Genomic DNA, 24405 nt, shown 5'->3' with positions numbered 1-24405 from the left:
TGCTCATGCGAATAGCTTTGATCGGCGCGGGCGGTATCGCCCGCGCCCATCTCCCCGGCTGGCTGGAGCTGGGTGCGCGCGTCGGCGTGTACACCGTCGACGGCTCGGCGGAGAAGCTCGCCGCCGAGTACGCGGGGCACGACGTCGTCGCGGCGGCGAGCCTCGGTGAACTGCTCGCCGACTGCACGGCCGTCGACATCTGCACCCCGACGCCCACCCACAAGGAGCTCGCCCTCGCGGCCGTCGCCGCGGGCCGGCACGTCATCTGCGAGAAGCCGCTCGCGCTCAACGCCTCGGACGCCGAGGAGATCGCGGCGGCCGCCGAGGCGGCGGGTGTCCGGCTGCACCCGGCGCACGTCGTGCGGTACTTCCCGGCGTACGCGGCCATGCGCCGGGCGGTCGGGAGCGGCGATCTCGGAGACCTCGCCGTACTGCGGTTCACGCGGGGCGGGGCGCGCCCGCAGTGGGCCCCGTGGTTCGCCGATCCCGCACAGTCCGGCGGCGTGATCATGGACCTGATGGTGCACGACATCGACATCGCCCGCTGGATCGCGGGCGACGTGGTCCGCGTGCACGCGCAGACGCGGGGCGTCGAGCACGCCACGGGCGGTACGCAGGCCGAGGTGGTATCGGCCACCGCCGTCCTCACCCACGCCTCCGGCGTCATCAGCCACATCACCGGTCTCTGGGGCCTGCCGGACCAGCAGTTCCGTACGACGTTCCGGATCGCGGGCAGCCACGGCCTCCTTCGGCACGACTCCACGTCCGTGCCCGGCTACCGCATCACCGCGCAGGGGGTGCGCGCGGCCAACGAGGGCATCCCTTCGAGCCCGATGACGGAAAGCCCCTACCTCTCCGAACTGCGCGAGTTCGCGGCCTCGTGGCAGGAGGGCGGCGGCGAACCGCGGGTGAGCGCGAGGGACGGGATCGAAGCGGTGCGGATCGCCGAGGCGGCGGTGGAGTCGAGTCGTACGGGCCGGGCGGTCGAGCTCCGCACGGGTATCGCGTCGGACATCAAGACGGGTATCGCGTCGGACATCAAGGAGGTCACGCGATGAAGGTCGCCGTGCTGTCGTTCGCCCATGTCCACGCGGCCGGATATCTGCGGCTCCTGTCCCGCATGCCCGGTGTCGAGGTGATCGGCAGCGACCCGGACACCGCGTCGGCCGCGCCCGGCGAGGTGCGGGGGCGTGCGTTCGCCGAGGAGAGGGGGGTCGCGTACGCGGCGACGTACGAGGAGGCCTTCGCATGGGGCCCGGACGCGGTGATCGTCTGCTCCGAGAATGCGCGGCACCGTCCGCTGGTGGAGCTCGCCGCGTCCCGCGGGGTCGATGTCCTGTGCGAGAAGCCGCTGGCCACGACGGTCGAGGACGGGGAGGCGATGCTCGCGGCGTGCCGGGAGGCCGGCGTGCGGCTCGCGGTCGCCTTCCCGGTGCGCTTCAGCCCCGCGTACGCGGCCGTCAAGGCGGCTGTCTCTTCCGGCGACGCGGGCCGGGTCCTGACGGTGTCCGGCGCGAACAACGGCTCCATGCCGTCCGTCCGGCGCTGGTTCGCCGACCCCGAACTCGCGGGCGGCGGTGCCCTGATGGACCACACGGTCCACATCGCCGACCTCCTGGACGACCTCTTCGGCGAGGCCCGCGCCGTCGACGTGTACGCCCAGACGAACAACCGCATGTACGCGGGCGAGGTCGACGCCGAGACCAGCGGGCTCGTCACCGTGACCTACGACAACGGCTCGGTGGCCACGATCGACTGCAGCTGGTCGCACCCCCGATCGCACCACTCCTGGGGCGGTCTCGAACTCACCGTGGTCGGCGAGCGGGCAACGCTGGAAATGGACGCCTTCGACCAGGCGGTCCACGGCTTCAGCGAACGCCGCGGGCAAGGCCTCGAACTGCCCTTCGGCGCCGACCTGGACGAGCTGATGCTACGGGCGTTCCTGTACGGACCGGCCGAGGGCGGAATGGACGTGGCCGACGGCGAGGGCGGACTGCGGACACTGAAGATCGTGACGGCGGGCTATGAGTCGGCTCGGAGGGGGGTGCCGGTGGCGGTGGGGTGAGAGGGGAGTTGGTCCGACGCCCGCCACGGCCCCCGCCCGCCGCTCTCACCCTCCGAACAGCTGCGTCCAGTACGTACCCGCGGAGCCGCCGCCCGCGAAGCCGACGCCGAGGTGGGTGAAGGAGGGCTTGAGGATGTTGGCCCGGTGGCCGGGGCTGTTCATCCAGCCGTCCACCACCTCGGCGGGCGTGCGCTGCCCGCAGGCGATGTTCTCGCCGATCGAGCGGTGCGTGCTGCCCGCCGCGGAGGCACGGTGCCAGGGTTCGCCGCCGTCGGGCGAGGTGTGGGCGTAGAAGGAGCGGGCGATCATGTCCGCGCTGTGGTTCTGCGCCGCCACCGTAAGGAGCGGGTCGGGGGAGAGGGGGCGGAGCCGGGCGGCGGTCCGCTCGGCGTTGGTGAGGCGGAGCACGGCGTTCGCCCACTCCGCGAGCCCCTGCGGGGTGAACGGGCTGGCCCACAGCGCCGTCCAGTAGATGTCGCCGGAGCGCGCGTCGACGGTGTGGGCCACCCCGACGTGCGTGTACGCGCGGCCGTGCACCGTACGCCGTGACTGTTCGCCGGAGAGGCAGTACTCCACGAAGTCGGCGGGGGTGCGCGGCCCGGAGACCAGATGCTCGCCGATGTCCAGGTACGTGTACCCGCCCGCGACGACCCGCTGGTAGAGGGACGTGCCGTCCGCGTGTTCCGAGCTGAGCGCGGACCGCGCCGCCATCCCGGCGGCGTGCGCGCTCGCGGCGGCGGTCAGCCGGGCGTCGAGGGCGACCGGAGGCGCGCCAACGGAGGCGCGAGCGCCATTGACCAGCGGGAGGAACCCGCCGGGAGCGGGCGGCGCGGAAGACGCGGCCGGCCCGGCGGGCGCGGGACGAGAGGACGGCACCGGGAACGCGGTCGGCGTCGCCCCGCCACCCCCCGCCGCCCCCTCCTCCGCCACGTCCACCCCGAAGTCCCGCGCCACCCCCGCGAGCCCGTCCGCGTACCCCTGGCCGAGTGCCCGTAGCTTCCAGCCCGTCCCCCTGCGGTAGATCTCCGCGAGCAGCAGCACCGTCTCGCGGTCGGGGCGCGGCGGTGTGAAACGGGCCACTGGCCGGCCGCCAGGGCCGTGCACCTGGAGCGCGATGCCGGGCAGGCGGCCCAGGGGAGTGCCCGGCTCGGCCGGGCTGACGGCCACGGTGACGCGGCTGGCACCGGCACGCAGGTGCCGTCCGTCGACCGTGACCGTGTCGCCCTGGATGCGGGCGCCGGGCGCGGCGGGCTGGTTGTACAGGACGAAATCGGCGTCGCCCGCGACCATTCCGCCGTCGCCCGTGACGATCACGGACAGGTCGAAGGGCCCCGGCACCCGGAGGGTGACGGCACCGTCCGGCAGCGGCACGTTCCCCCCGGCAACCAGCTCGTTCATGCAAGGACAACGCGAGAGCGGCACCGCGAGGTTCCCGGCAGACGGGGGCGCCGGGCGGGACGGAGGCCCGCTCAGACCGGAGCCGGATCCGCGCCGAAATCGGCGGGTATTAGCGTGGGACCCACGGGAAAGCACAATTCACCGACAGGATCCGAGGTGCCCGGCAGATGGCAAGCCGCAGCGAGAGCCGTACCCAGCTCGTCGAAGGACTCATGGAGCGGTTCCCGCAGGTGCCGCGAGAAGCGGTGATCAAGGAGGACCTGCTCAGGGGCGGTATGGCGTTCGACGAGTCCGCCCTCAGTGACAACGAGGGGGGCGAGGTCAAGCCGAAGTCGTACTTCATCTTCTCCTTCGACCACAGCACCCTGCCCGAACTCGGCGCCGCCGCCCTGCGCCGCCCGCCCGAGGAGATCGTCCTCACCGGCGGCCCCTACGACCTGCGCCGCACGGTCGTCTCGGTCCGCGTGAACCCCTCGTCGCCCTACCGCGTGGCCGCCGACGACAACGGCGTCCTCGGTCTCTACCTGGACGGCGTCCGCATCTCCGACGTCGGCCTGCCCCCGATGCCGGACTACTACCGGCACACGCTGGAGAACGGCAAGTCCGTCATGGAGGTGGCACCCACCATCCAGTGGGGCTACCTCATCTACCTGACGGTCTTCCGGGTCTGCCAGTACTTCGGCGCCAAGGAGGAGTGCCAGTACTGCGACATCAACCACAACTGGCGCCAGCAGAAGGCGGCGGGCCGCCCCTACACGGGCGTGAAGCCGATGGACGAGGTCCTCGAAGCCCTCGCCATCATCGACAAGTACGACACCGCGAAGTCCTCCACCGCGTACACCCTCACCGGCGGCGCCATCACCTCGCAGATCCAGGGCAAGGACGAGGCCGACTTCTACGGGCAGTACGCGAAGGCCATCGAGGAGCGCTTCCCCGGCCGCTGGATCGGCAAGGTCGTCGCGCAGGCGCTGCCCAAGGCTGACGTACAGCGCTTCCACGACTACGGCGTGCGGATCTACCACCCCAACTACGAGGTGTGGGACCCGTACCTCTTCGAGCGCTACTGCCCCGGCAAGGAGCGCTACGTCGGCCGCGAGGAGTGGCACCGCCGCATCCTGGACTCCGCCGAGGTCTTCGGGCCGCGCAACGTCATCCCGAACTTCGTTGCGGGCGTGGAGATGGCGGAGCCGTTCGGCTTCAAGACGGTCGGCGAGGCCATCGACTCCACCGTCGAGGGCCTGCAGTACTTCATGTCGCGCGGCATCACGCCCCGCTTCACCACCTGGTGCCCGGAGCCGACGACTCCGCTGGGCAAGGCCAACCCGCAGGGCGCGCCGCTGGAGTACCACGTACGTCTCCTGGAGGCGTACCGCGCGACGATGGAGGACAACGGCCTCTCCTCGCCGCCCGGATACGGCCCCGCGGGCCCCGGTCGTGCGGTGTTCTCCGTCTCGTCCTTCATGGACAGCCTGGCCCCCGAGGCAGCTGCCCCCGAGGACCAGGTGACGGAACCCGCGGCCCCCGGCAAGGCCTAGGCTGTCCTGACCTCGGCAATCCAATCCGTCGACCCCCGCGCGCGCAATGTTCTTTTCGAACCAGGAATGATGAATTCCGTCGGCGGAAAGTCCAATGGGAACCGGGTGAGCGATTAGCCGTGCAGAAGACGGTGGGGGAATGCGCGTCACGCGCATTCCCCCACCGGTGAAACCTCCCGACCCGCCCTGACTTCTCGCGGCCGGATCAACCGCCGATGTACCAGCTGAATCCACCGGAGGAGGCCGCGACAGCCATCAGCACGATGGCCAGAATGACGTCGACGATGCCCAGGATGATGGCCGCCTTGGCCATGCCCCCGCTGCCCTTGACCGCCTTCTGGCGCAGGGCGACGGCACCGAAGATGATCGCGAGCGGCCCGAGCACGATGCTGAAGATGAATATCCCGACGACGCCGCAGGCAAGACCGGCAATCGCGAGACCATTCGTCCGGGAGCCGGACGAAGCCGCGGATGAACTACCGTAAGCCGACATGATCGCACTCCTTGGAGATCGCATTTCAGCCTTACGTGACGCAACTCCGGGTGCCCCGCTATTCATTACGTAATCAGCCGACCGTTTTCATGGTTGAGGATTAACATTGCGGCGATCGCAGGATCACCCGAGTCGTTCGATCACCGTGAGGACTTTGCGCATGCCGTCCTCCCTGGCCAGAGCCCCGGAGATGTCGCGGGCGCGAGCGCGCAGGGCGGGACTGCGGACGGCTTCGGTGAGCGCCGACGAGAGACGCTGCGCGGTGAGGTGCTGGAAGCGCAGCGGGCGCGGTGCGACACCCAGGGCATGCAGGCGGGCCGCCCAGAAGTGCTGGTCCAGCTGGACGGGGACCGGGACGGAAGGAATCCCGGCGCGCAGTCCGGCCGCGGTGGTGCCGGCGCCCGCGTGGTGGACGACCGCGGCGGTCTGCGGGAACAGCCAGGCGTGCGGCACTTCCTGCACGGTGATCAGATCGTCGCTCTCGGCGTGCAGGCCGCTCCAGCCGGCCTGGATGATGCCCCGCACCCTCGCGCGGCGCATGGCGTCGGCGAGCAGACCGCTCAGCCGCCGGGCGTCGGCGGTGACGCAACTGCCGAAGCCGGCGAACACCGGGGGCGGGCCCGCGTCCAGGAAGTCGAGGAGCCGCGCGTCCGGCTCCCAGCCGGGCGGGGTCTGGGGCCACCAGTAGCCGCAGACCTCGTGCCCCGCGGGCCAGTCCGCGGGACGCGGGACGACGCGCGGGCTGAATCCGTGCAGGACGCTGCGCCCGCGCGGCATGCCCAGCATGCCGCCGAACCTCCGCCGTGACAGCCCCAGTTCGCGGCGCAGCGCGGTGACGGAGGGCGTGAAGATGCGGTCGGTGCCGGCCCACAGGGCATAGGCGGCAAGGCGGTTGCCGTGCGAGCCGAACGAGCGGGAGCCGGTCATGATCGGCGGAAAGGCGCGCGTGGGCTGGACCGGCTGGAGATAGACGCCGATGCTCGGCAGCCCCAGCGCCTCGCCGAGCACCGCGCACGCGGGGTCGGTGACCGTGGAGCTGAGCACCACGTCGGTGCCTTGTCGCACGGCGTCCGTGACGCCGCGGGTCAGCCGGGGCATGAACGCCCGTGCCATGCGCGCCACTCGGGCCAGCTCCACGGGCGGACTGCTCGCTCTGGCGAGGCCCTGGCCGCCCTGCGACGCCAGTTCCTGGCGCGGGTCCACGGGCAGGGCGCGGAAACCGAGTCCGTGGGCGGTCACCGCCTGCTCGAACCGCTCATGGGTGGCCAGGGCCACCTCGTGACCCGCGGAGCGCAGCCGCACGCCGAGTCCGGTGTACGGAGCGACGTCGCCCCAGCTGCCTGCCGTCACGATCAGTACTCGCACCGCGACAGGATGACAGACGGCAGCGGCCTCAGGGCCTGTCCGACGCGGCGAGCGCCGAGAGAAGCCGATCGGCCTCCGCCGTCACCGAGGCGAGTGCGGCCGCCGGGTCGGGCGAGCGGGCCAGGAGCATGCCCGCCTCGCACAGCGCCCCGAACATCATCTGGCAGCGTACGTTCAGGTCTCCCTCCCCGATGTGGCCGGCGGCCGCCGCGGCGCGCATGCCGCCGGTGAGTACGCGCAGCGTATGGGCGTACTCGATCTCGCGTACGGTCTCCCAGCCGAGGACCGCTGGCGCGTCGAGCAGCACGATCCGCCGGAAGCCGGGGTCGAGGCAGTGCTCCAGGAATCGGTGGCAGCCGCGACGCAGCGCGGACCAGGCGTCGGGCTTCTCGGCCGCCACGCGCTCCAACTCCGCGGCGATCTCCTCCTGTTCGCGGACGAACACCGAACGGAAGAGGGCCGCCTTGCCCTGGAAGTGGTGGTAGGCCGCACCCTTGGTGACTCCGGCGGCGGCCGCCACGGCGACGATCGACGTCGTGGCGTACCCGTCCCGGCCGAAGAGCCGCTGCGCGGCGGCGATCAGCTGCGCGGTGGTCGCGTCGGAGCGTTCCGCCTGTGTGCGGCGGGCAGTTGGTCGCGCGGACGGGACGGGCGGGCTCACGATCGGCTCCTCTTGACGAACATACTCAGGGTACGTAGGTTCCGCACCAGTTGCATACCTCAGGTATGAAAGCGAGTTGAGCATGACAAAGCCGCTCTTCGCAATCTACGGAGCCTATGGGCACACCGGACGCCTCGTGGCCGCCGAACTGCTCGCCAGAGACGCCGAGTTACTCCTGGTCGGCCGCGACGCCGCCGCGCTGGACGCGATGGCCGGCGAACTCGACGCGGGCGAGCGGGTCCGCACCCGAACCGCCCCCGTGGACGACCCCGCGGCCCTGCGCGACGTGATGACGGCAGCCGACGTCCTCATCCAGTGCGCGGGCCCCTTCGCCGTCACCGGCGCACCCCTCGCCACCGCCGCCGCGGAAGCGGGCTGCCACTACATCGACCACGCCCTCGAACCGCATCACGTCAAAGCCGTCTTCGACACCGTGCAGGCCACGGCGCAACGCACCGGCGCCGTCATGATCCCGAGTCTCAGCTTCTACGGCGGCCTCGGCGACCTGCTCGCGGGCGCGGTCGCCGACGGCATCCCCGGCATCGACCGGATCGTCCTCGCGTACGCCGTGGACGGCTGGCGCCTGACCACCGGCGCCAAGAACACGGCGACGCTCCTCTTCGCCGCAACCGAACGCCTCACCTACAGCGACGGCGCCCTGCACGCGGGCTATATCGAACCCCGTAACGCCGTCTTCCCCTTCCCGCCGCCGCTCGGCCCGCGCACGATGATCGCGCCGTTCCCTTCCAGCGAGGTCGTGACGGTGCCCCGGCACGTCCCCGTACGCAACATCGACCTGATGCTCAGCGCCAGCACCTTCGAGGCGGAGGACGCCTTCGAGAGCGAGGACATCGACGCGCGTGAGCGGTCGGCCACCGACTTCACCGTCGCCGTCCAGGTGATGAGGGAAGGAGACAGCGTGGCGGGCCAGTTGACCGGCCACGACCTGTGGCGCGCGGCGGCGCTCGCCTCGGTGGAGGCGGCGGTGCGCATCGCGGAGGGGAGGGGCCCGGCCAAGACGGGGGTCCTGGCTCCCGGAGAGGCCTTCGCGGCCGAGCCGTTCCTGCGGGCACTGGAGCGGCGGGGCGCGTTCACGCTCACGCTGCCGGGCAAGGAGAGCGAGCATGCCTGAGAACGAGCCGGTCCTCGTCACCGGAGCAGCGGGCGGACAGCAGGGCTCCACCGGCCGCCACGTGGTGCGGCTGCTGCTCGACCGCGGTCAGGCCGTACGTGCCTTCGTGCGCACCGACGACGGACGCGCCGCCGAGCTGCGGGACATGGGCGCCGAAGTGGTCGTCGGCGACCTCCGCGAGATCACGGACGTGATCGCGGCCGTGCGGGGCGTGCGGCGCGCCTTCTTCACCTACCCGGTGACGGACGGCCTGCTGGAGGCGACCGGCGCGTTCGCGGCGGCGGCCCGGCGGGAAGGCCTCGAACGCGTCGTCGAGGTGTCCCAGCTGGCGGCGGCGCCGGACGCGGGGACGCCCCGGATGCGGCAGCACTGGGTCGCCGAGGAGGTCTTCGACCGGGCGGAGGTCGGTGCGGTGCATCTGCGGGCCGGGGTCTTCTTCGAGAACCTGGACTTCCTGGTACGGGCGGGCGCGGACCGTGAGCTCGCGATGCCGCTGGGCTCCCTGGACACGGTGCTCCCGCTGATCGCGGGGGAGGACGTGGCCCGCGTGGGAGCCGGCCTTCTCGCGGACCCCGCCCCGCCGTGCCCCGATCCGGTCGTGCTCCTCACGGGACAGGTGCTCTCCGTCGGTGAGATCGTCGAGACGTTCGGCGGCGGCCTCAAGTACGTGGACGTGTCGCCGCAGGAGTGGCGGGAACGGGCCAGGACCCTCTACGGAGACGCTCATGCGGTGGCCCATCTGGACAAACTCTGGGAACTGTTCCGCCAGATCGGCTCGCACCACGAGCTGTACGAGGTGACGCCGTCGATCGAACGGTTCGGGGGGAGGGAGCCGGGGACGCTGGCGGAGTTCGTACGAAGGAGGCGGGGCTGAGGAGGAGGGGGCTGAGGCCTCACTGGTCACGACGGAGGAGGGGTTGATCGATGATCGATCAAAGTGCATGATCGATCAAACGGTTACCCCGTCCGCCCCGCCCCTCCGGAGGAGCACGTGCACCACCCCGTCACGGTAGTAACCGGCGGCAGCCGCGGTATCGGCGCGGCCATCGCCATCCGCCTCGCCGAGGGCGGCCACCATGTCGCCCTCGGCTACCGCTCCGACGCCGACGCCGCGGAAAAGGTGGCCGCGGAGGTCCGCGCGGCAGGCGCGGCCTGCGTCACCGTCCGCATGGACACCGCCGACGAAACAGACGTCGACCGCCTCTTCGAGACCGCCGCCGCGGAACTCGGCCCGGTCACGGGACTGGTGAACAACGCCGGAATCGGCGCCCCGGTGGGCCCCCTGGCGGAGGCAGACGCCGCGGCCATGCGCCGCGCGCTCGACGTGAACGTACTGGGCTACCTCCTCTGTGCCCGGCGCGCGGTCCGCGACATGACGCGGACCGGCACCGGCGGCGGCATCGTGAACATCTCGTCCGCCGCGGCGACCCTCGGCGGCCCCGGTGAGTACGTCCATTACGCCGCCGCCAAGGGAGCCGTCGACACCATGACGATCGGCCTGGCGAAGGAGGTCGCGGCGCACGGCATCCGCGTCAACGCCGTCGCCCCCGGCGTGATCTGGACCGAGTTCCACGCGGACCCCGAACGCCCGGCGAAGCAGGCCGCCGGCATCCCCATGGGACGGGCGGGCCGGCCCGGGGAGATCGCGGCGGCCGTCGCCTGGCTGCTCTCGGACGAGGCCTCCTACGCGACGGGCACGATCATGCGCGTCGCGGGCGGCAGATAACACCAGCAGACGCACGCAGAGGCCGGCAGACCCGAGCAGACGCAAGGCCGGCGGACCGCCCCGCACACCCGCCGCAGTCCTTACGCTGGGCACATGATCACCGAATCCGCCCGCATCACCCCGGACGTCGTCATGCGCCCCGCAACGCTGGAGGACGCGGGCGGTCTCGCCCGCGCACGGCTGCGCAGCCGTACCCACCTGGAGCCGTGGGAGCCCACCAGACCGGAGGACTACTTCACCACGCAGGCGCAGACCGCCCGGCTCCGCGCCCAGCTGGAGGAGTGCCGTGCCGGGCGGGCGGCACCGTGGGTGCTCGACCGCGACGGGGACATCGTCGGCTCGGTCACTCTGTCGACCATCGTTCTCGGCCCGTTGCGCAGCGGAAACCTCGGCTACTGGATCGACGTGGACCACGTCGGCAAGGGCCTCGCCACCGCCGCGGTGACGTACGCCTGCGCGTCGGCGGACGCCGAGCTCGGCCTGCACCGCGTCGAGGCGGGCACCCTCCTCGACAACGTCCCCTCGCAGCGGGTCCTCACCAAGTGCGGCTTCGAGGAGTTCGGTGTCGCGCCGGAGTTCCTGCACATCAACGGCGCCTGGCGCGACCACCGGCTCTTCCAGCGGATCCTCAACGACCGTACCCCGTAAGGGCGTCCCGGCCGGGGCACGGCCGTACGAAGAGTTCCTGCCGACCCTCGGAGGACCCGCCGACCCTCTAGACGATGTCCTCCGCGATCTCCGCCTGCTCCCGCTCCGACCCGTACGCCGAAGGCGTGCTGTAGGAGCGCCGGGCCACGAACCACCACACCGTGGCGAGGGTCAGCACCGCGACCAGCGCGATCGACGCGTAGTTCATCGAGTCGACCGTCACCGGCGAGGCCTGGGGCAGGCAGAACAGGACCGTCACGAACGCCACCCAGACCACCGCGATCCAGCCGACGGGCTTGCTCCAGCGCCCGAGGTTCCACGGGCCCTTCTCGAAGCGGTCGCCCGCCCGGAGGCGCAGGTAGATCGGGATGGCGTACGCGGGCGTGATGCCGATGACGTTGATGGCGGTCACGGCCGTGTACGCGGTCGTCGAGTAGAGGGACGGCAGCGCGATCACCGCGGCGAGACCGACCGAGAGCCAGACCGCGGGCACCGGCACCTGGGTGCGCGAGCTGACCTTGCGCCACACCTTCGAGCCGGGCAGCGCGTTGTCGCGGCTGAACGCGAACACCATACGGCTGGCCGCGGCGGTCTCGGCGTTGCCGCAGAACAGCTGCGCCACGATCACGATGAGCAGCAGAGCGGTGGCGCCGGCCTCGCCGATGGCGTCGATCATGATCTGCGCCGGCGGTACACCGGTCTCGGTCGCCCGGGTGCCCGCGTAGTCCTGGATCGCGAAGGTCAGACCGGCGAGCAGGACGAAACCGGCGATCCACGACGCCCAGATGGCCCGCACGATGCCGCGCGCCGCGGTCACCGAGGCGTTGGAGGTCTCCTCCGACAGGTGCGCGGAGGCGTCGTAACCGCAGAAGGTGTACTGCGCGAGGAGCAGACCGATCGCCGTGACGTAGAGCGGGTTGTCCCATCCGGTGTCGTTGACGAACTCACCGAAGACGAACCTCGGCGACTGGTGGTGGTCCGGCACGATCGCGAGGACGCCGACGATCACGGCGACACCGGCCACGTGCCACCACACGCTGATGGAGTTGAGCAGGCTCACCAGGCGCACGTTGAACAGGTTCAGTACGGCGTGCAGGAGCAGGATGCAGAGGAAGATCACGAAGGTCTTCTCCGGCGTCGGCGTGAAGCCGAACTTCAAGTTCAGGAACGCCCCGGAGAAGAGCGCGGCGCCGTAGTCGATGCCCGCTATCGCGCCGAGCAGACCGAGCAGGTTCAGCCAGCCCGTGTACCAGCCCCAGCGGCGCCCGCCGAGCCGGTCGGCCATGTAGTAGAGGGCACCCGACGTCGGGTACGCGCTGGTGACCTCGGCGAGCGCCATGCCCACGAAGAGCACGAAGAGGCCGACGCCCGCCCAGCCCCAGAGCATCACGGCCGGGCCGCCGGTACCGAGCCCGAAGCCGTAGAGGGTCATGCAGCCGGAGAGGATGGAGATGACGGAGAAGCTGATGGCGAAGTTGCCGAAGCCGCCCATCCGGCGCGCGAGGACCGGCTGGTAGCCGAGCTCCCTGAGCCTCTGTTCCTCGTCGGGCAGCGGGGCTTTGGCCGAGGCGGTGCTCGACCAGGTGGTGCGGGACACGGGTGTACCTCCGTCGGGGAGCGGTCGTACAAGGAGTGGTCGTACAAGGAGCGGTCTTGCATGAAGCGGTCGTACGGGTAGCCGGGGAAGGAACGGTTCGGGGGGGAGCCGCTCCGGCGCGTGCGGCTGCCGCGGAAGTCCGTGGCCGGGCGCCTCAGCCCGAATCCCGTGCGGCCGCCAGACAGCGCGTACGTGCCTGCGTGAATGCCTCGGCCGCCGCGTCCGCGTCACCGGGAGACCGGGTGCGGTACGTCCACGGCGCCGCGGTGTAGAACGGGTCGAGCACCTCGAACACCCGCCCGGCGTCCGCGAATTGGTGGGCACCCCATAACGCGTGGGCCAGGTAGTTGAGGTCGAGGAGCGAGGTCGCCGCGGGCAGTGCGTGCTCGAACCACAGGTGCAGCGCGCGCAGCGCGGAGCGGGTCGCGTCCTCCCCTATCCAGTGCAGGTCCAGGGCGTGCTCGCTGCCGCCGTCCTTGCGGTACCGCTCGACGCGCACATACAGGGGAAGTACGTGCAGGGCCGAGCCGGTGTGCGCCGAACCGGACGCCCAGTGGGCGAAGTTGACCGCTTCGGTGAGCGGGCCTCCGGGGCGGCGCGTGTAGGCGAACTGCAGCATCCGGTGGTAGGCCTCGCGGTTGCCGGGGTCGCGCTTGTCGGCCTCGGCGAGGAGGTGCCAGGGGCCGGGGAAGAGCATGGGCTCGGGGGCCGGCACCCGGTGCTCGTCCCACCGCTGCCCCTTGTCGAGCTGGGCGAGGGCGAGCAGACAGACCCAGGGCACGGGATCCTCGGGCGAGGCGTCGACCGCGGCTCCGCACGCGGCCGCCGCCTCGCGCCACAACTCGTTGGTGTGGCGGTGTCCGGCGCGATGGGCGCGCAGGGTCCGTTCGACCAGGACCCTGGTGTGCAGCACGGACGCAGACGCGCTGTGCGGCTCCTCGGCCCGCCAGGCCGTGACCACGTCCGAACCGGCGACGGCGGCCGCCAGGATCTGCGTGCGTTGCGTCCAAAGGCCCCAGTCGGGCGTGGAGTCGAGCAGGTTGCGCGTCGAGACCCAGCGACCCGTTCTGAGGTCCTGGAGCACGGCGCGCAACTGTTCGTCGTGGCCCGCCGGGTGGTAAACGGGGCGGCCTGACGGAGTGGGCATGGATCCTCTGTGGGGGAGGAGGGCGGACGGCAGAGCGTATGAACTTGCCTATGACGGAATGATGTTGTTCGGCGGTCAGTGTAGATCTGCAACTTCCGTTTTCAGGGCGGTTCGTGGATCTTTTGAGTTTCACTTGAGCTCAACTCGGCGCGCCGGTTGGCGATTTGAGGAAAGGCCGGTGTGAAACCGGCCCGGAGAGGGGCTCTTGACGCCTTCCCGGCCGCTGTAGCAGGCTTCCGCGGTGATCACGAATGGCAGAGGACAGCACGGCGAGGCAGTCCTCGCCATCGACCAGGGCACGTCCGGCACGAAGGCTCTCGTCCTCTGCCCGGAACGCGGAGTGATCGGCACCGGCACCGCTCCCGTACGCCCGCGCCACCTCCCCGGAGGCCTGGTGGAGGTCGATCCGGAGGCGTTGTTCGCCTCGGTCGTCGACGCGGGACGGCGTGCCCTGGCCGACGCGGACGAGCCGGTTGCCGCGGTCGGTCTGGCCAACCAGGGCGAGACGGTGCTCGCCTGGGACCCCGCCTCCGGCCGCCCGCTGACCGCGGCGATCGTGTGGCAGGACCGGCGTTCGGAGCCGCTGTGCACGGAACTTGCGCCGTACGGCGAGGAGTTGAGGCAGCTGACGGGGCTGCCCCTCGATCCCTACTTCGCCGCGCCCAAGATGGCGTGGATACGCCGCCACCTCACCCGGGAAGGCGTCGTCACCACCAGCGACGCCTGGCTGATCCACCGGCTCACCGGCGAGTTCGTCACCGACGCCGCGACCGCCGGACGCACCCAGCTTCTCGATCTGGACGACGTCACATGGTCACGGCGTGCCCTCGATGTCTTCGGCCTCGGCGAGGAGCGGCTGCCGCGTGTCGTCGACGCGGCGGGCCCCGTCGGCGCCACGAAGGCCTTCGGCCCCGAACTCCCGCTGACCGGCCTCCTCGTCGACCAGCAGGCCGCGCTGCTCGCCCAGGACGTGACCGAACCCGGCACCGCCAAGTGCACCTACGGCACCGGCGCGTTCCTGCTCGCCCAGACCGGCTCCCGTCCGCGCCGTGGCGACTCCGGCCTGGTCAGCTGTGTCGCCTGGCGCCTCGCGGGGGAGAGCAGCTACTGCCTCGACGGGCAGGTCTACACCGCCGCGTCCGCCGTCCGCTGGCTCACGGACCTCGGGGTGATCGAAGGGGCGGCGGACCTCGATCCGGTGGGGGCGTCGGTGCCCGACGCGGGCGGCGTCACCTTCGTGCCCGCGCTCGCCGGGCTCGCGGCGCCCTGGTGGCGCGGCGACCTGCGCGGCTCGATCACCGGCCTCGGACTCGACACGGCCCCCGGCCATCTGGTCCGCGCCCTGTGTGAGGGCATCGCGGCCCAGGTCGCCTCGCTCGCCGACGCCGTGGCGGCCGACCTGGGCGAGCCCCTGACGAGCCTGCGCGTCGACGGGGGCCTGACCCGCTCGTCCCTGCTCATGCAGACCCAGGCCGACCTGCTGCAAATCCCCGTCGAGGTATCGGCGTTGCCGGATGTCACAGCCCTCGGCGTGGGAGTCGCGGCCCGCCTGGGACTCGATCCGGCGCTCACGGTGCGGGAGGCGGTCCCGCGGTGGCGGCCCGCCGCCGTGTACGAGCCGAAGATCGGCGCCGACCGGGCCGCCGAGCGCCTCGGCGGCTTCCGCTCGGCGGTCGACACCCTCCTCGACCGCTCGTCCGTACCGTCGTCATGACCGTCACCACCCGGGGTCCGCTGCCCTCCGAGCCCTACGACGTGACCGTCGTCGGGGCGGGCGTGGTCGGCTGCGCCATCGCCCGCGAACTGGCCGGCCACCATCCCCTCCGTATCGCCCTGGTCGAAGCCTCCGGCGATGTCGGCGACGGCACATCGAAGGCCAACACCGCCATCCTGCACACCGGTTTCGACGCCGTGCCGGGCAGCCTGGAGGCCCGCCTCGTACGCGAGGGGCGCCGCCTGCTCGCCGCGTACGCCGCCGAGTCGGGCATCCCCGTGGAGCCGGTCGGCGCGCTCCTTGTCGCCTGGGACGAGGAGCAACTGGCAGCGCTGCCAAGCTTGTTGAAGAAGGCGGAAGCCAACGACTACCACGAGGCCCGGATCATCGGTGCGGCAGAGGTACGGTCAGGCGAACCACACCTCGGGGAAGGCGCGCTGGGCGCGCTCGAAGTCCCCGGCGAGTCCATCATCTGCCCCTGGACGACGACACTCGCGTACGCCACCCAAGCCGTACGCGCGGGCGTGGACCTGCACCTCAACTGCAAGGTGGAGGAGGTCTCCGCACCCCCGCAGCCGGACGTCCCGGGCCACCACGAGCAGCCGGACATCCCGGGTCACCACGAACTGACCACGCCCCGCGGCGTCATACGCACCCGCCACCTCATCAACGCGGCGGGCCTGCACGCCGACGCACTCGACCAACTAGTCCTCGGCCGAGGCGAGTTCACTGTGACCCCGCGCCGCGGACAGCTCATCGTCTTCGACAAGCTCGCCCGCGACCTGGTCAACCACATCCTCCTGCCGGTGCCGACGGCACTCGGAAAGGGTGTCCTCGTGTCGCCCACCGTGTACGGAAACGTCCTCCTCGGCCCCACCGCGGAGGATCTGGACGACAAGACGGCGACGGCCACGACGCGGGACGGCCTCGCCGGACTGCGCGCCAAGGGGCGACGCATCCTGCCCTCCCTGCTCGACGAGGAGGTCACCGCGGTCTACGCCGGACTGCGGGCGGCCACCGAGCACGACGACTACCAGATCCACAGCACGCCAGAGATGCGGTACATCACGGTCGGCGGCATCCGGTCCACGGGCCTCACCGCGTCGATGGCGATCGCCGAGTACGTCGTCGGCCTGCTCGCCGACGCGGCGGGCCCCGACCTGGACCTGACGGTGGCCGGGAACCTCGATCCCGTGCGCATGCCGAACCTCGGGGAATCGTTCCCGCGTCCGTACCAGCGCGCCGACCTCATCGCGACCGACTCCGCGTACGGCAGCATCGTCTGCCACTGCGAGCGCGTGACCCGCGGAGAGATCAGGGACGCCCTCATCAGCACGGTCCCGCCCGGCTCGCTGGACGGCCTGCGGCGACGGACACGGGCGCGGGGCGGGCGGTGCCAGGGGTTCTACTGCGGGGCCGCGGTACGCGAACTCTTCGAAGGCTGGGGCGGTTCGGGGGCGGCGCGATGAGACGGCAGCGGCACGTGGACGTGCTGGTCGTCGGCGCGGGCCCCGCGGGACTCGCCGCCGCGGCCCGGCTCTCCGCCTCGGGCGCGGGCACCGTGGAGGTCCTCGAAAGGGAGGCGCGGGCGGGCGGCGTGCCGCGCCACTGCCGGCACAGAGGGTTCGGGCGCTGGGGAGTGACGGGACCGCAGTACGCGGAGAACCTCGTCGAGGCCGCGCTCGGCGTCGGAGCGGCAGTACGCACCGGGGTGACCGCCACCGGGTGGGACGGCCCGCTCTCGCTGGACACGACGGGACCGCACGGCCTGGAGCGGATCACCGCGCGCGCCGTGCTCCTGGCCACGGGCGCACGGGAAAGGCCGCGGACGGCGCGCCTCGTACCGGGCACGCGTCCGGCGGGCGTGTTCACCACCGGGGAACTGCAGCAGGCGATCCACCTGTACGGGCAGGAGATCGGCGGCCGGGCGGTCGTCGTGGGCGCGGAGCCGGTGAGCTACGAGGCGCTGTCGGCGCTGCGGCGCGCCGGGGTACGGGTCGCGGCGCTCGTCACGGAGGAGACGCGGGCGCAGGTGGGCCGGGCGCGGGCGACGACGGCCAGGCTCGGGATCGCCGGGGTGCCGCTGGTGACCGGGGCGGTGGTGGCCGAGCTCCTGGGCCGCGGGCGGCTCTCGGGAGTGCGGCTGCGGCACCACGACGGGCGGCAGGCAGTGCTGGCCTGCGACACGGTCGTCTTCACCGGAGACTTCATCCCCGACCACGAGCTGGCACGCCGTGGGGGCGTGTCCCTGGACCCGGGGACACGGGGTCCCGCGGTGGACGGCTCGTTCCGCACTGCATCGCCGGGCATCTTCGCGGTGGGCAACGGCGTGCACGCGGCGGAGCCGGCGCGGGTGGCCGCGGGGGAGGGCGAGCGGGTCGCGGAGTCGGTAGGGGCCTGGCTGGAGGACGCGGCATGGCCCGCGCAGGCCGTATCGCTACTGGCTGACGCCCCCCTGCGCTGGGTGGCCCCGAACCGCCTCGCACCGAACACTCCGGTGCCCCGCTTCGTCCTGCGCACGACGGAGCCGCTTTTCCGCCCCGTCCTGGAGGTGACGCAGAACGGCCGCCGCCTGCACAGCGAGCGCGTGCGACGCAGGGTGCTGCCGAACCAGGGGGTGTATTTGGCGGGGGGCTGGGTGGGGGGTGTGGATGCGGAGGGGGAAGCGGTGCGGGTGGCTGTGGGCTAGGCCTTCGAGCCCGTCCGGAATGTTTTAGCCCGTTCGGCGTTTGAGGACGAACACGGCGTAGCCGGTGATGACGGCAACGAGAACCCCGCGAGGCCCGCTGAGGCTGCCCCCTAAGGCCCCCCGAGGCCCCCGCGCCGGCGGGTTTTCGGGAAGGGGCGGGGTAGGGGAAAAACCCACCCTTCCGCCCAGCGCCAGCGCCCCGTACACTGCCAAAACTAGCAGTGCTAATTAACGTCAGGCGCTAACCCGCAGACGACGACCGCAAACGATCCGGAGCCGTATCGTGCGCCCAGTCCACTTCGCCGCAGCCCGCCGCACCCCCATCGGCAAACTCCGCGGCGCCCTCTCCACCGTCCGCCCGGACGACCTCGCCGCCACGGTCGTACGAGGCCTCCTCGCAGGCACTCCCGAACTGGACCCGGCCCGGATCGACGACATCTACTGGGGTGCCGCCAACCAGGCGGGCGAGGACAACCGCAACGTGGCCCGCATGGCCGTCCTCCTCGCGGGCCTCCCGGAAACCGTCCCCGGCGCCACCGTGAACCGGCTCTGCGCATCCGGCATGGAAGCCGTCACCGCGGCCGCCCGCACCATCGCCTCCGGGGAAGCCGACGTCGTCCTCGCGGGCGGCTCCGAGTCCATGAGCCGCGCTCCCTTCGTCCTGCCCCGCCCCGACGAAGCGCTGCCGCACAAGATGGAGACCGCGGACACCCGCCTCGGATGGCGCCTGGTGAACCCCGCGATGAAGGACCTGCACGGCGTCCTCGCCATGGGAGAGACGGCCGAAGAAGTCGCCGAGCGCTACGGCGTCACCCGCGAGCGCCAGGACACCTTCGCCCTCCGCAGCCACCAGCGCGCCGCGGAGGCCCGCAAGAACGGCCACTTCGACGACGAGATCCTCCCCGTCACGCGGCCCGACGGCACCACCGTCGACCTCGACGAATGCATCCGCGAGGACACCTCGTACGAGAAGCTGAGCGGCCTGCGCCCCGTCTTCCGCAAGGACGGCTCGGTCACCGCGGGCAACGCCTCGCCGATGAACGACGGCGCCGCCGGACTCCTCCTCGTCAGCGAGGAAGCCCTGAACGACCTCGGCCTCGAATCCCTGGGACGGTACGTCGCCGGCGCCTCCGCGGGCGTACACCCGGACGTCATGGGCATCGGCCCCGTCCCCGCCACCCGAAAGGCGCTCGCCCGCGTCGGCTGGGCCATCGGGGATCTCGAGGAGGCCGAGTTCAACGAGGCGTTCGCGGCCCAGGCCCTCGCCTGCGTCGACGCCCTCGGCATCGACCCGGAACTGGTGAACCCGACCGGCGGCGCCATCGCCATCGGCCACCCTCTGGGCTGCTCGGGCGCCCGCATCCTCACCACCCTCCTGCACCGCATGCGCCGCACCGGCGCGAGCCGCGGCCTCGCCACGATGTGCGTGGGCGTCGGCCAGGGCAGCGCGCTGCTCGTCGAACGCGGCTGAATCTCCCGCCCGCACGGAGCACTCGTACGGAGCACTCGTACGGAGCACTCGTACGGAGCACCCGTACGGAGCGCACGCACAGAGCACGCGCACAAAGCACCCGCACAGAGCACACGCAGTTCAAGAACCGCACGCAACGGACCAAAAAGCGCAACGCAAGGAACGCAAGAAAACGGAGCTTCACTCATGGCCACGCTGTCCCTCGCCGCGATCCTCGCCGAGCCCGCCCGACGCCGCCCCGACCACACCGCCCTCGTGGAGGGCGAACTGCGGCTCTCCTTCGCCGAGTTGTGGGAGCAGGCCCGCACACAGGCGGCCGCGCTCGTGGAACTAGGGGTCAGGCCGGGGGACAGGGTGGCCCTGATGGCACCCAACACCGCAGAGTTCCCGCGCGCCTACTACGCGATCCTCGCCGCGGGCGGCGTCGTCGTCCCCGTACACCTCCTGCTCTCCGCCGAAGAGGTCGAGCACGTCCTGCGGGACAGCGGCGCCACCCTGCTCCTCTGCCACCCCGCGCAGGCGGAGACGGGCAGGGCCGCTGCCGCCGCCACCGACGTACGGATGCTGACCCTCGGCGGGGACGGAGAGCTCGAAACCCTGGCGCACTCCGCCGACCCGCTCCCCACCTACGTCACACGCGATGCCGACGACCCCGCCGTCGTCTTCTACACCAGCGGCACCACCGGCGTCCCCAAGGGTGCCGTGCTCAGCCACCTCAACCTGGTGATGAACGCGACGGTCTGCGCCTTCGACGCGCACGACGTGTACCGCGACGATGTCGCGCTCGGGGCCCTCCCGCTCTTCCACGCGTTCGGCCAGACCGTCTCGATGAACGCCACCTGGCGCGCGGGCGCGACACTCGTGCTGCTGCCGCGCTTCGACGCCGCGCGGGCCGTCGAACTGATGGCGGCGGAGGGCGTCAACACCTTCCACGGGGTGCCGACGATGTACGTGAACCTCGTGGCCGCGGCGGCCACGGCTCCCGAGCTGCCCAAGCTGCGGCTCGCGGTCTCCGGCGGAGCCTCGCTCCCCGTGGCCGTACTGGAGCGCTTCGAGGAGGCCTTCGGCGTACCGGTCTACGAGGGGTACGGGCTCTCCGAGACCTCGCCCACCGCCTCCGCGAACCAGCCGGTCTTCGGCACCAGGGCCGGCACCATCGGCCACCCGCTGTGGGGCGTGGACGTGGAGATCGCCCGCGCCGAGGTCGAGGGCCGCATCGAGCTGCTGCCCCCGGGGGAGCTCGGCGAGGTCGTCGTCCGCGGTCACAACGTCTTCTCCGGGTACCTAGGGCGCCCGGAGGCCACCGCCGAGGCCGTCGTCGACGGCTGGTTCCGCACCGGTGACCTCGGCACGAAGGACGCCGACGGATTCCTGTCCATCGTCGACCGCAAGAAGGACGTCATCATCCGCGGCGGCTTCAACGTCTACCCGCGCGAGGTCGAGGAGGTGCTCATGCGCCACTCGGACGTCGCACACGTAGCCGTGATCGGCCTGCCCGACGACGTGCACGGCGAGGAGATCTGCGCCGTCATCGTCCCGGCGCCAGGCTCGGCGCCGGACGCCGCGCAGATCACCGAGTGGTCCAAGGGCCACCTGGGCCGCCACAAGTACCCGCGCCGCGTGGAGTTCACCGCCGAACTGCCGCTCGGCCCCAGCATGAAGATCCTCAAGAGGGAGCTGCGCGTCACGTACAGCGGGGCGTAGATCCGGAGACGGGTCCAGTCGGTCCGGGGCGTCCAGGATGTGGCCGCCCCTGACGGCGCGGGGATAGTTGGGCCTAGCATCTGTTCCCGGCATGGACATATCTCTTGGTGTATCTCTCGGTGTGTCTCCCCGGGAATTCGCCGCGCTCGCCGCGGCCGCGGTGCTCGTCGGCTTCTCCAAGACCGCCGTCAGCGGCGCCAACACGGTCAGCCTCGCCGTCTTCGCCGCGGTCCTGCCGGCCCGCGAATCGACCGGCGTCCTGCTGCCCATCCTCATCGCGGGCGACGTACTGGCCGTCCTCACCTACCGCCGCCACGCCCACTGGCCCACCCTGTGGCGCCTGTTCCCCGCCGTCGCGGGCGGCGTGGTGGTGGGCACGGTCTTCCTGATGTGGGCCGACGACGGCGTTGTCCGTACGTCGATCGGGGCGATCCTGCTCATGATGGCGGCGGTCACGCTGTGGCGCCGCAGGGCTCCGGGGGAGGAGGCGGCGGAACCGGAGCCGCCCGGCTCCAAGGGGCCCCAGGGCTCCCGGAGCTCCCGGCTGAAGGCACCCTCCTACGGCGTGCTCGGCGGCTTCACCACCATGGTCGCCAACGCGGGCGGCCCGGTCATGTCGATGTATCTGCTCTCGGCTGGCTTCAAAAAGCTGAGCTTCCTGGGGACGTCGGCGTGGTTCTTCCTCATCGTCAACACGTCCAAGGTGCCGTTCAGCGTGGGCCTCGGCCTGATCGACGCCCGGTCGCTGCTGCTGGACGCGGCGCTCGTGCTCTTCGTCCTGCCGGGCGCGCTCATCGGCAAGGCGGTCGTGCACCGCATCAACCAGCGTCTCTTCGAGCAACTGGTGATCGGCGCCACGGTCCTCGGCGGACTCCAGCTACTGCTGCGCTGACGCCGGTACGCGGCCGACCGGCCCACGCCCCGCCCCGTTCCCTATGCCTGTTAAGTCCGTCTGCCTATGCCTTGCTCAACGGCACCGGCCGCCGAGCCTCGGGGGCGAGTCCGTGCTCCAGGTCCTCGACGAGCAGCCGCTTGGCGATGGCGTCCACGGCCTTTTCGAGGTCCTCGTCCGCGGGCCGCCCGCTGTCCTTCTCCACCTGCTCGCCCAGCCACTTCGCCCACGCCCTGCCGATCACGTCGGCCTCGCGCGCACCCGCGGGGGTGTGCGAGAAGAGCAGCCCGGAGCGGGTGAGGAAGCCCTCCTCGACCATGCGGTCGAAGACCGGCACCAGGACTTCGGACGGCAGCTGACGCCGTGCCGCGATCAGCCCCAGACTGGCATGACCGACCATCCGGTCGAAGAGCGAGACCTGCATGACGGCCCACGCCCCGGCGATGTCGAGCCGGGTGTCGGAATCGCGGATGACACGGCGTGCGGTCTCCGTACCGGTACTGCGGATGATGTTCCCGACGGCCAGTTCGAGCACCCGGTCCGGGCTGCCGCTCGACGGAGACGCGAAGCCCTCGCCCATGTCGGACGAGCTCATCCGCGCGCTGTCGCGCAGCCGTACCTGCTTGAGGAAGAGGGCCACCAGGAACCCGAGCAACGCCACGGGCACCGTCCACAGGAACACGGTGTGCAGTGTGTCCGCGTACGCCTCGATGACGGGAGCGGCGGCTTCCGGGGGGAGGCCGTGCAGCCCCTGCGGACTCTGCGCGGCCTTGGCCACCACGGCGGGATCCACGTTCCCGTCCCTGGCCGCCGCGGCCACCCCGTCCGTGAGGTTCGGCTTCAGGGTATTGGCGTAGATGGTCCCGAACACGGCGGTGCCGAAGGAACTGCCGAGCGTACGGAAGAAGGTGACGCCGGAGGTCGCCGTGCCCAGGTCCGAGTAGGCGACGGTGTTCTGCACGGCGATGGTCAGGACCTGCATGCAGAGCCCGATACCGGTACCGAGGACGAACATGTACAGCGATTCGAGCCAGGTGCTGGTCGCACTCCCCATGAGGGAGAGCAGATAGAGCCCGAGCGCCATCACCAGAGCACCCACGATGGGAAAGATCCGATATCGCCCGGTCTTGCTCACCACATTGCCGCTGAAGATGGACGCGATGAGCAGCCCGATCACCATGGGCAGCGTCCGCACGCCCGAGATGGTGGCGGAGTCCCCGTCCACGTACTGCAGATAGGTCGGCAGGAACGTCATCGCGCCCAGCATCGCGAAACCGACGATGAAGCTGAGGATCGAACAGACCGTGAAGACGGGGTTGGCGAACAGGCGCATCGGCAGCATCGGCTCGGCGGCGCGCGTCTCGACCACGCAGAACAGCGCGAGCGCGATCGCACCGCCGACGAACAGCGCGATGATGGTGCCCGACCCCCACGCGTACTGGTTGCCGCCCCAACTAGTCGCCAGGATGAGAGCACTGGCGCCGATCGCGACGAACGCGATGCCGAGATAGTCGATGACGGGCCGCACCGCCGACTTCACGACGGGGATGGTGCGTGCCGCGGCGATCACCACGACGATCGCGATGGGCACGTTGACGTAGAAGGCCCAACGCCAGGTCAGATGGTCCGTGAAGAGCCCGCCGAGCAGCGGTCCGATGACGGTGGACACCCCGAAGACGGCACCGATCGCACCTTGATACTTCCCGCGCTCGCGCAACGGGATCACGTCGGCGATCAACGCCATCGAGGTCACCATGAGCCCGCCCGCGCCGATGCCCTGCAGGGCGCGCCAGGCGATGAGCAGCGTCATGTTCGTCGAGAGGCCGCACAGGAACGAGCCGGTGATGAAGACGATCGCCGAAACCTGAAAAACGATCTTCCGCCCGAAGAGATCGCCGAACTTACCGACGAGCACCGTGGCGACCGTCTCCGCGAGCAGATACGACGTCACGACCCACGACATGTGCTCGGCGCCGCCCAGATCCGCCACGATCGTGGGCAGCGCGGTGCCCACGATGGTCTGGTCGAGAGCGGCGAGCAGCATCCCCAGCATGATCGTCACGAAGACGATGTTGCGGCGGCGCTTGTCCAGGACGGGCGGCCCCTGAGCTGGGGCCTCGGCGGCGGGCTCGGCGGTGGTGGTCACACGGCCACCCTCACACCGCGCG

General features: G+C 71.3%; 20 protein-coding genes. 13 read left to right on the top strand and 7 right to left on the bottom strand.

Going from position 1 to position 24405, the window contains the following annotated elements; translation table 11 throughout:
• Positions 1–5 precede the first annotated feature (5 nt).
• The gene (locus IE226_RS30440) at positions 6–1058 is read left to right on the top strand and encodes a Gfo/Idh/MocA family protein (RefSeq protein ID WP_190084624.1); all 1053 of its coding nucleotides are present in this window, start codon (positions 6–8) and stop codon (positions 1056–1058) included.
• The gene (locus tag IE226_RS30435) at positions 1055–2065 is read left to right on the top strand and encodes a Gfo/Idh/MocA family protein (RefSeq protein WP_190084623.1); all 1011 of its coding nucleotides are present in this window, start codon (positions 1055–1057) and stop codon (positions 2063–2065) included. Before IE226_RS30440 ends, IE226_RS30435 begins: the two co-directional genes overlap by 4 nt.
• A 45-nt stretch (positions 2066–2110) precedes the next feature.
• Here the strand turns inward: IE226_RS30435 and IE226_RS30430 are convergent, their stop codons facing one another.
• Positions 2111–3463, bottom strand: a complete 1353-nt coding sequence (locus IE226_RS30430) for a CAP domain-containing protein (protein WP_190084622.1) — start codon at positions 3461–3463, stop codon at positions 2111–2113.
• 167 nt (positions 3464–3630) lie between these two features.
• Here IE226_RS30430 and IE226_RS30425 point away from each other — a divergent pair, with 167 nt between their 5' ends.
• Positions 3631–4998, top strand: a complete 1368-nt coding sequence (locus tag IE226_RS30425; protein WP_190084621.1) for a radical SAM protein — start codon at positions 3631–3633, stop codon at positions 4996–4998.
• Between the two features lie 205 nt (positions 4999–5203).
• Here the strand turns inward: IE226_RS30425 and IE226_RS30420 are convergent, their stop codons facing one another.
• The 3 genes from IE226_RS30420 to IE226_RS30410 form a co-directional block, all read right to left on the bottom strand.
• Complete coding sequence (locus IE226_RS30420) at positions 5204–5491, bottom strand: DUF4190 domain-containing protein (protein WP_190084620.1); 288 nt, start codon at positions 5489–5491, stop codon at positions 5204–5206.
• 123 nt (positions 5492–5614) lie between these two features.
• On the bottom strand, positions 5615–6856 hold the full coding sequence (locus IE226_RS30415) for a glycosyltransferase (RefSeq protein WP_190084619.1): 1242 nt from the start codon (positions 6854–6856) through the stop codon (positions 5615–5617).
• Between the two features lie 28 nt (positions 6857–6884).
• The gene (locus IE226_RS30410; protein WP_229871633.1) at positions 6885–7517 is read right to left on the bottom strand and encodes a TetR/AcrR family transcriptional regulator; all 633 of its coding nucleotides are present in this window, start codon (positions 7515–7517) and stop codon (positions 6885–6887) included.
• A gap of 82 nt (positions 7518–7599) precedes the next feature.
• Between IE226_RS30410 and IE226_RS30405 the strand changes: the two genes are divergently transcribed.
• The 4 genes from IE226_RS30405 to IE226_RS30390 all read left to right on the top strand — a co-directional run bounded on the left by IE226_RS30405 (position 7600) and on the right by IE226_RS30390 (position 11023).
• Entirely contained in the window at positions 7600–8649 is a 1050-nt protein-coding gene (locus IE226_RS30405; protein WP_190084617.1) for a saccharopine dehydrogenase NADP-binding domain-containing protein, read from the top strand.
• Positions 8642–9523, top strand: coding sequence for an NmrA family NAD(P)-binding protein (locus IE226_RS30400; protein WP_190084616.1), 882 nt, complete (start codon positions 8642–8644; stop codon positions 9521–9523). Before IE226_RS30405 ends, IE226_RS30400 begins: the two co-directional genes overlap by 8 nt.
• A gap of 117 nt (positions 9524–9640) precedes the next feature.
• Positions 9641–10375 (top strand): SDR family oxidoreductase, encoded by a 735-nt coding sequence (locus IE226_RS30395; protein ID WP_190084615.1) that lies wholly within the window; start codon positions 9641–9643, stop codon positions 10373–10375.
• 93 nt (positions 10376–10468) lie between these two features.
• A complete protein-coding gene (locus IE226_RS30390) occupies positions 10469–11023 on the top strand; it encodes a GNAT family N-acetyltransferase (protein ID WP_190084614.1) in 555 nt (184 codons plus the stop codon).
• Positions 11024–11090: 67 nt separating this feature from the next.
• On the opposite strand, the gene IE226_RS30385 is transcribed toward IE226_RS30390, so the two are convergent.
• Together IE226_RS30385 and IE226_RS30380 are read right to left on the bottom strand one after the other, a co-directional pair.
• Positions 11091–12620 carry an amino acid permease gene (locus IE226_RS30385; RefSeq protein ID WP_229871632.1) on the bottom strand — a complete coding sequence of 510 codons (1530 nt, stop codon included), beginning with the start codon at positions 12618–12620 and terminating at the stop codon, positions 11091–11093.
• A 154-nt stretch (positions 12621–12774) separates the two neighbouring features.
• Positions 12775–13767: a hypothetical protein gene (locus tag IE226_RS30380; protein ID WP_190084613.1), complete on the bottom strand. Its 993-nt coding sequence runs from the start codon at positions 13765–13767 to the stop codon at positions 12775–12777.
• A 241-nt stretch (positions 13768–14008) separates the two neighbouring features.
• Between IE226_RS30380 and IE226_RS30375 the strand changes: the two genes are divergently transcribed.
• From IE226_RS30375 to IE226_RS30350, 6 genes are all read left to right on the top strand, one after another.
• Positions 14009–15481: an FGGY family carbohydrate kinase gene (locus tag IE226_RS30375; protein WP_229871631.1), complete on the top strand. Its 1473-nt coding sequence runs from the start codon at positions 14009–14011 to the stop codon at positions 15479–15481.
• Entirely contained in the window at positions 15478–16950 is a 1473-nt protein-coding gene (locus IE226_RS30370; RefSeq protein WP_190084612.1) for an FAD-dependent oxidoreductase, read from the top strand. The genes IE226_RS30375 and IE226_RS30370 overlap by 4 nt, the downstream gene beginning before the upstream one ends.
• Positions 16947–18170: an NAD(P)/FAD-dependent oxidoreductase gene (locus IE226_RS30365; protein ID WP_190084611.1), complete on the top strand. Its 1224-nt coding sequence runs from the start codon at positions 16947–16949 to the stop codon at positions 18168–18170. The genes IE226_RS30370 and IE226_RS30365 overlap by 4 nt, the downstream gene beginning before the upstream one ends.
• Before the next feature lie 283 nt (positions 18171–18453).
• On the top strand, positions 18454–19641 hold the full coding sequence (locus IE226_RS30360) for a thiolase family protein (RefSeq protein ID WP_190084610.1): 1188 nt from the start codon (positions 18454–18456) through the stop codon (positions 19639–19641).
• A 186-nt stretch (positions 19642–19827) separates the two neighbouring features.
• A complete protein-coding gene (locus tag IE226_RS30355; RefSeq protein ID WP_190084609.1) occupies positions 19828–21345 on the top strand; it encodes a long-chain-fatty-acid--CoA ligase in 1518 nt (505 codons plus the stop codon).
• A gap of 91 nt (positions 21346–21436) precedes the next feature.
• A complete protein-coding gene (locus tag IE226_RS30350; RefSeq protein ID WP_190084608.1) occupies positions 21437–22237 on the top strand; it encodes a sulfite exporter TauE/SafE family protein in 801 nt (266 codons plus the stop codon).
• 64 nt (positions 22238–22301) lie between these two features.
• On the opposite strand, the gene IE226_RS30345 is transcribed toward IE226_RS30350, so the two are convergent.
• On the bottom strand, positions 22302–24383 hold the full coding sequence (locus IE226_RS30345) for an MDR family MFS transporter (protein WP_268251298.1): 2082 nt from the start codon (positions 24381–24383) through the stop codon (positions 22302–22304).
• Between the last annotated feature and the right edge of the window lie 22 nt (positions 24384–24405).

The organism is Streptomyces longisporoflavus (genome assembly GCF_014649775.1).
GTDB classification, from domain to species: domain Bacteria; phylum Actinomycetota; class Actinomycetes; order Streptomycetales; family Streptomycetaceae; genus Streptomyces; species Streptomyces longisporoflavus.
Note: the sequence above shows the minus strand (reverse complement) of the source record. Positions and strands in the feature narration are given on the sequence as shown.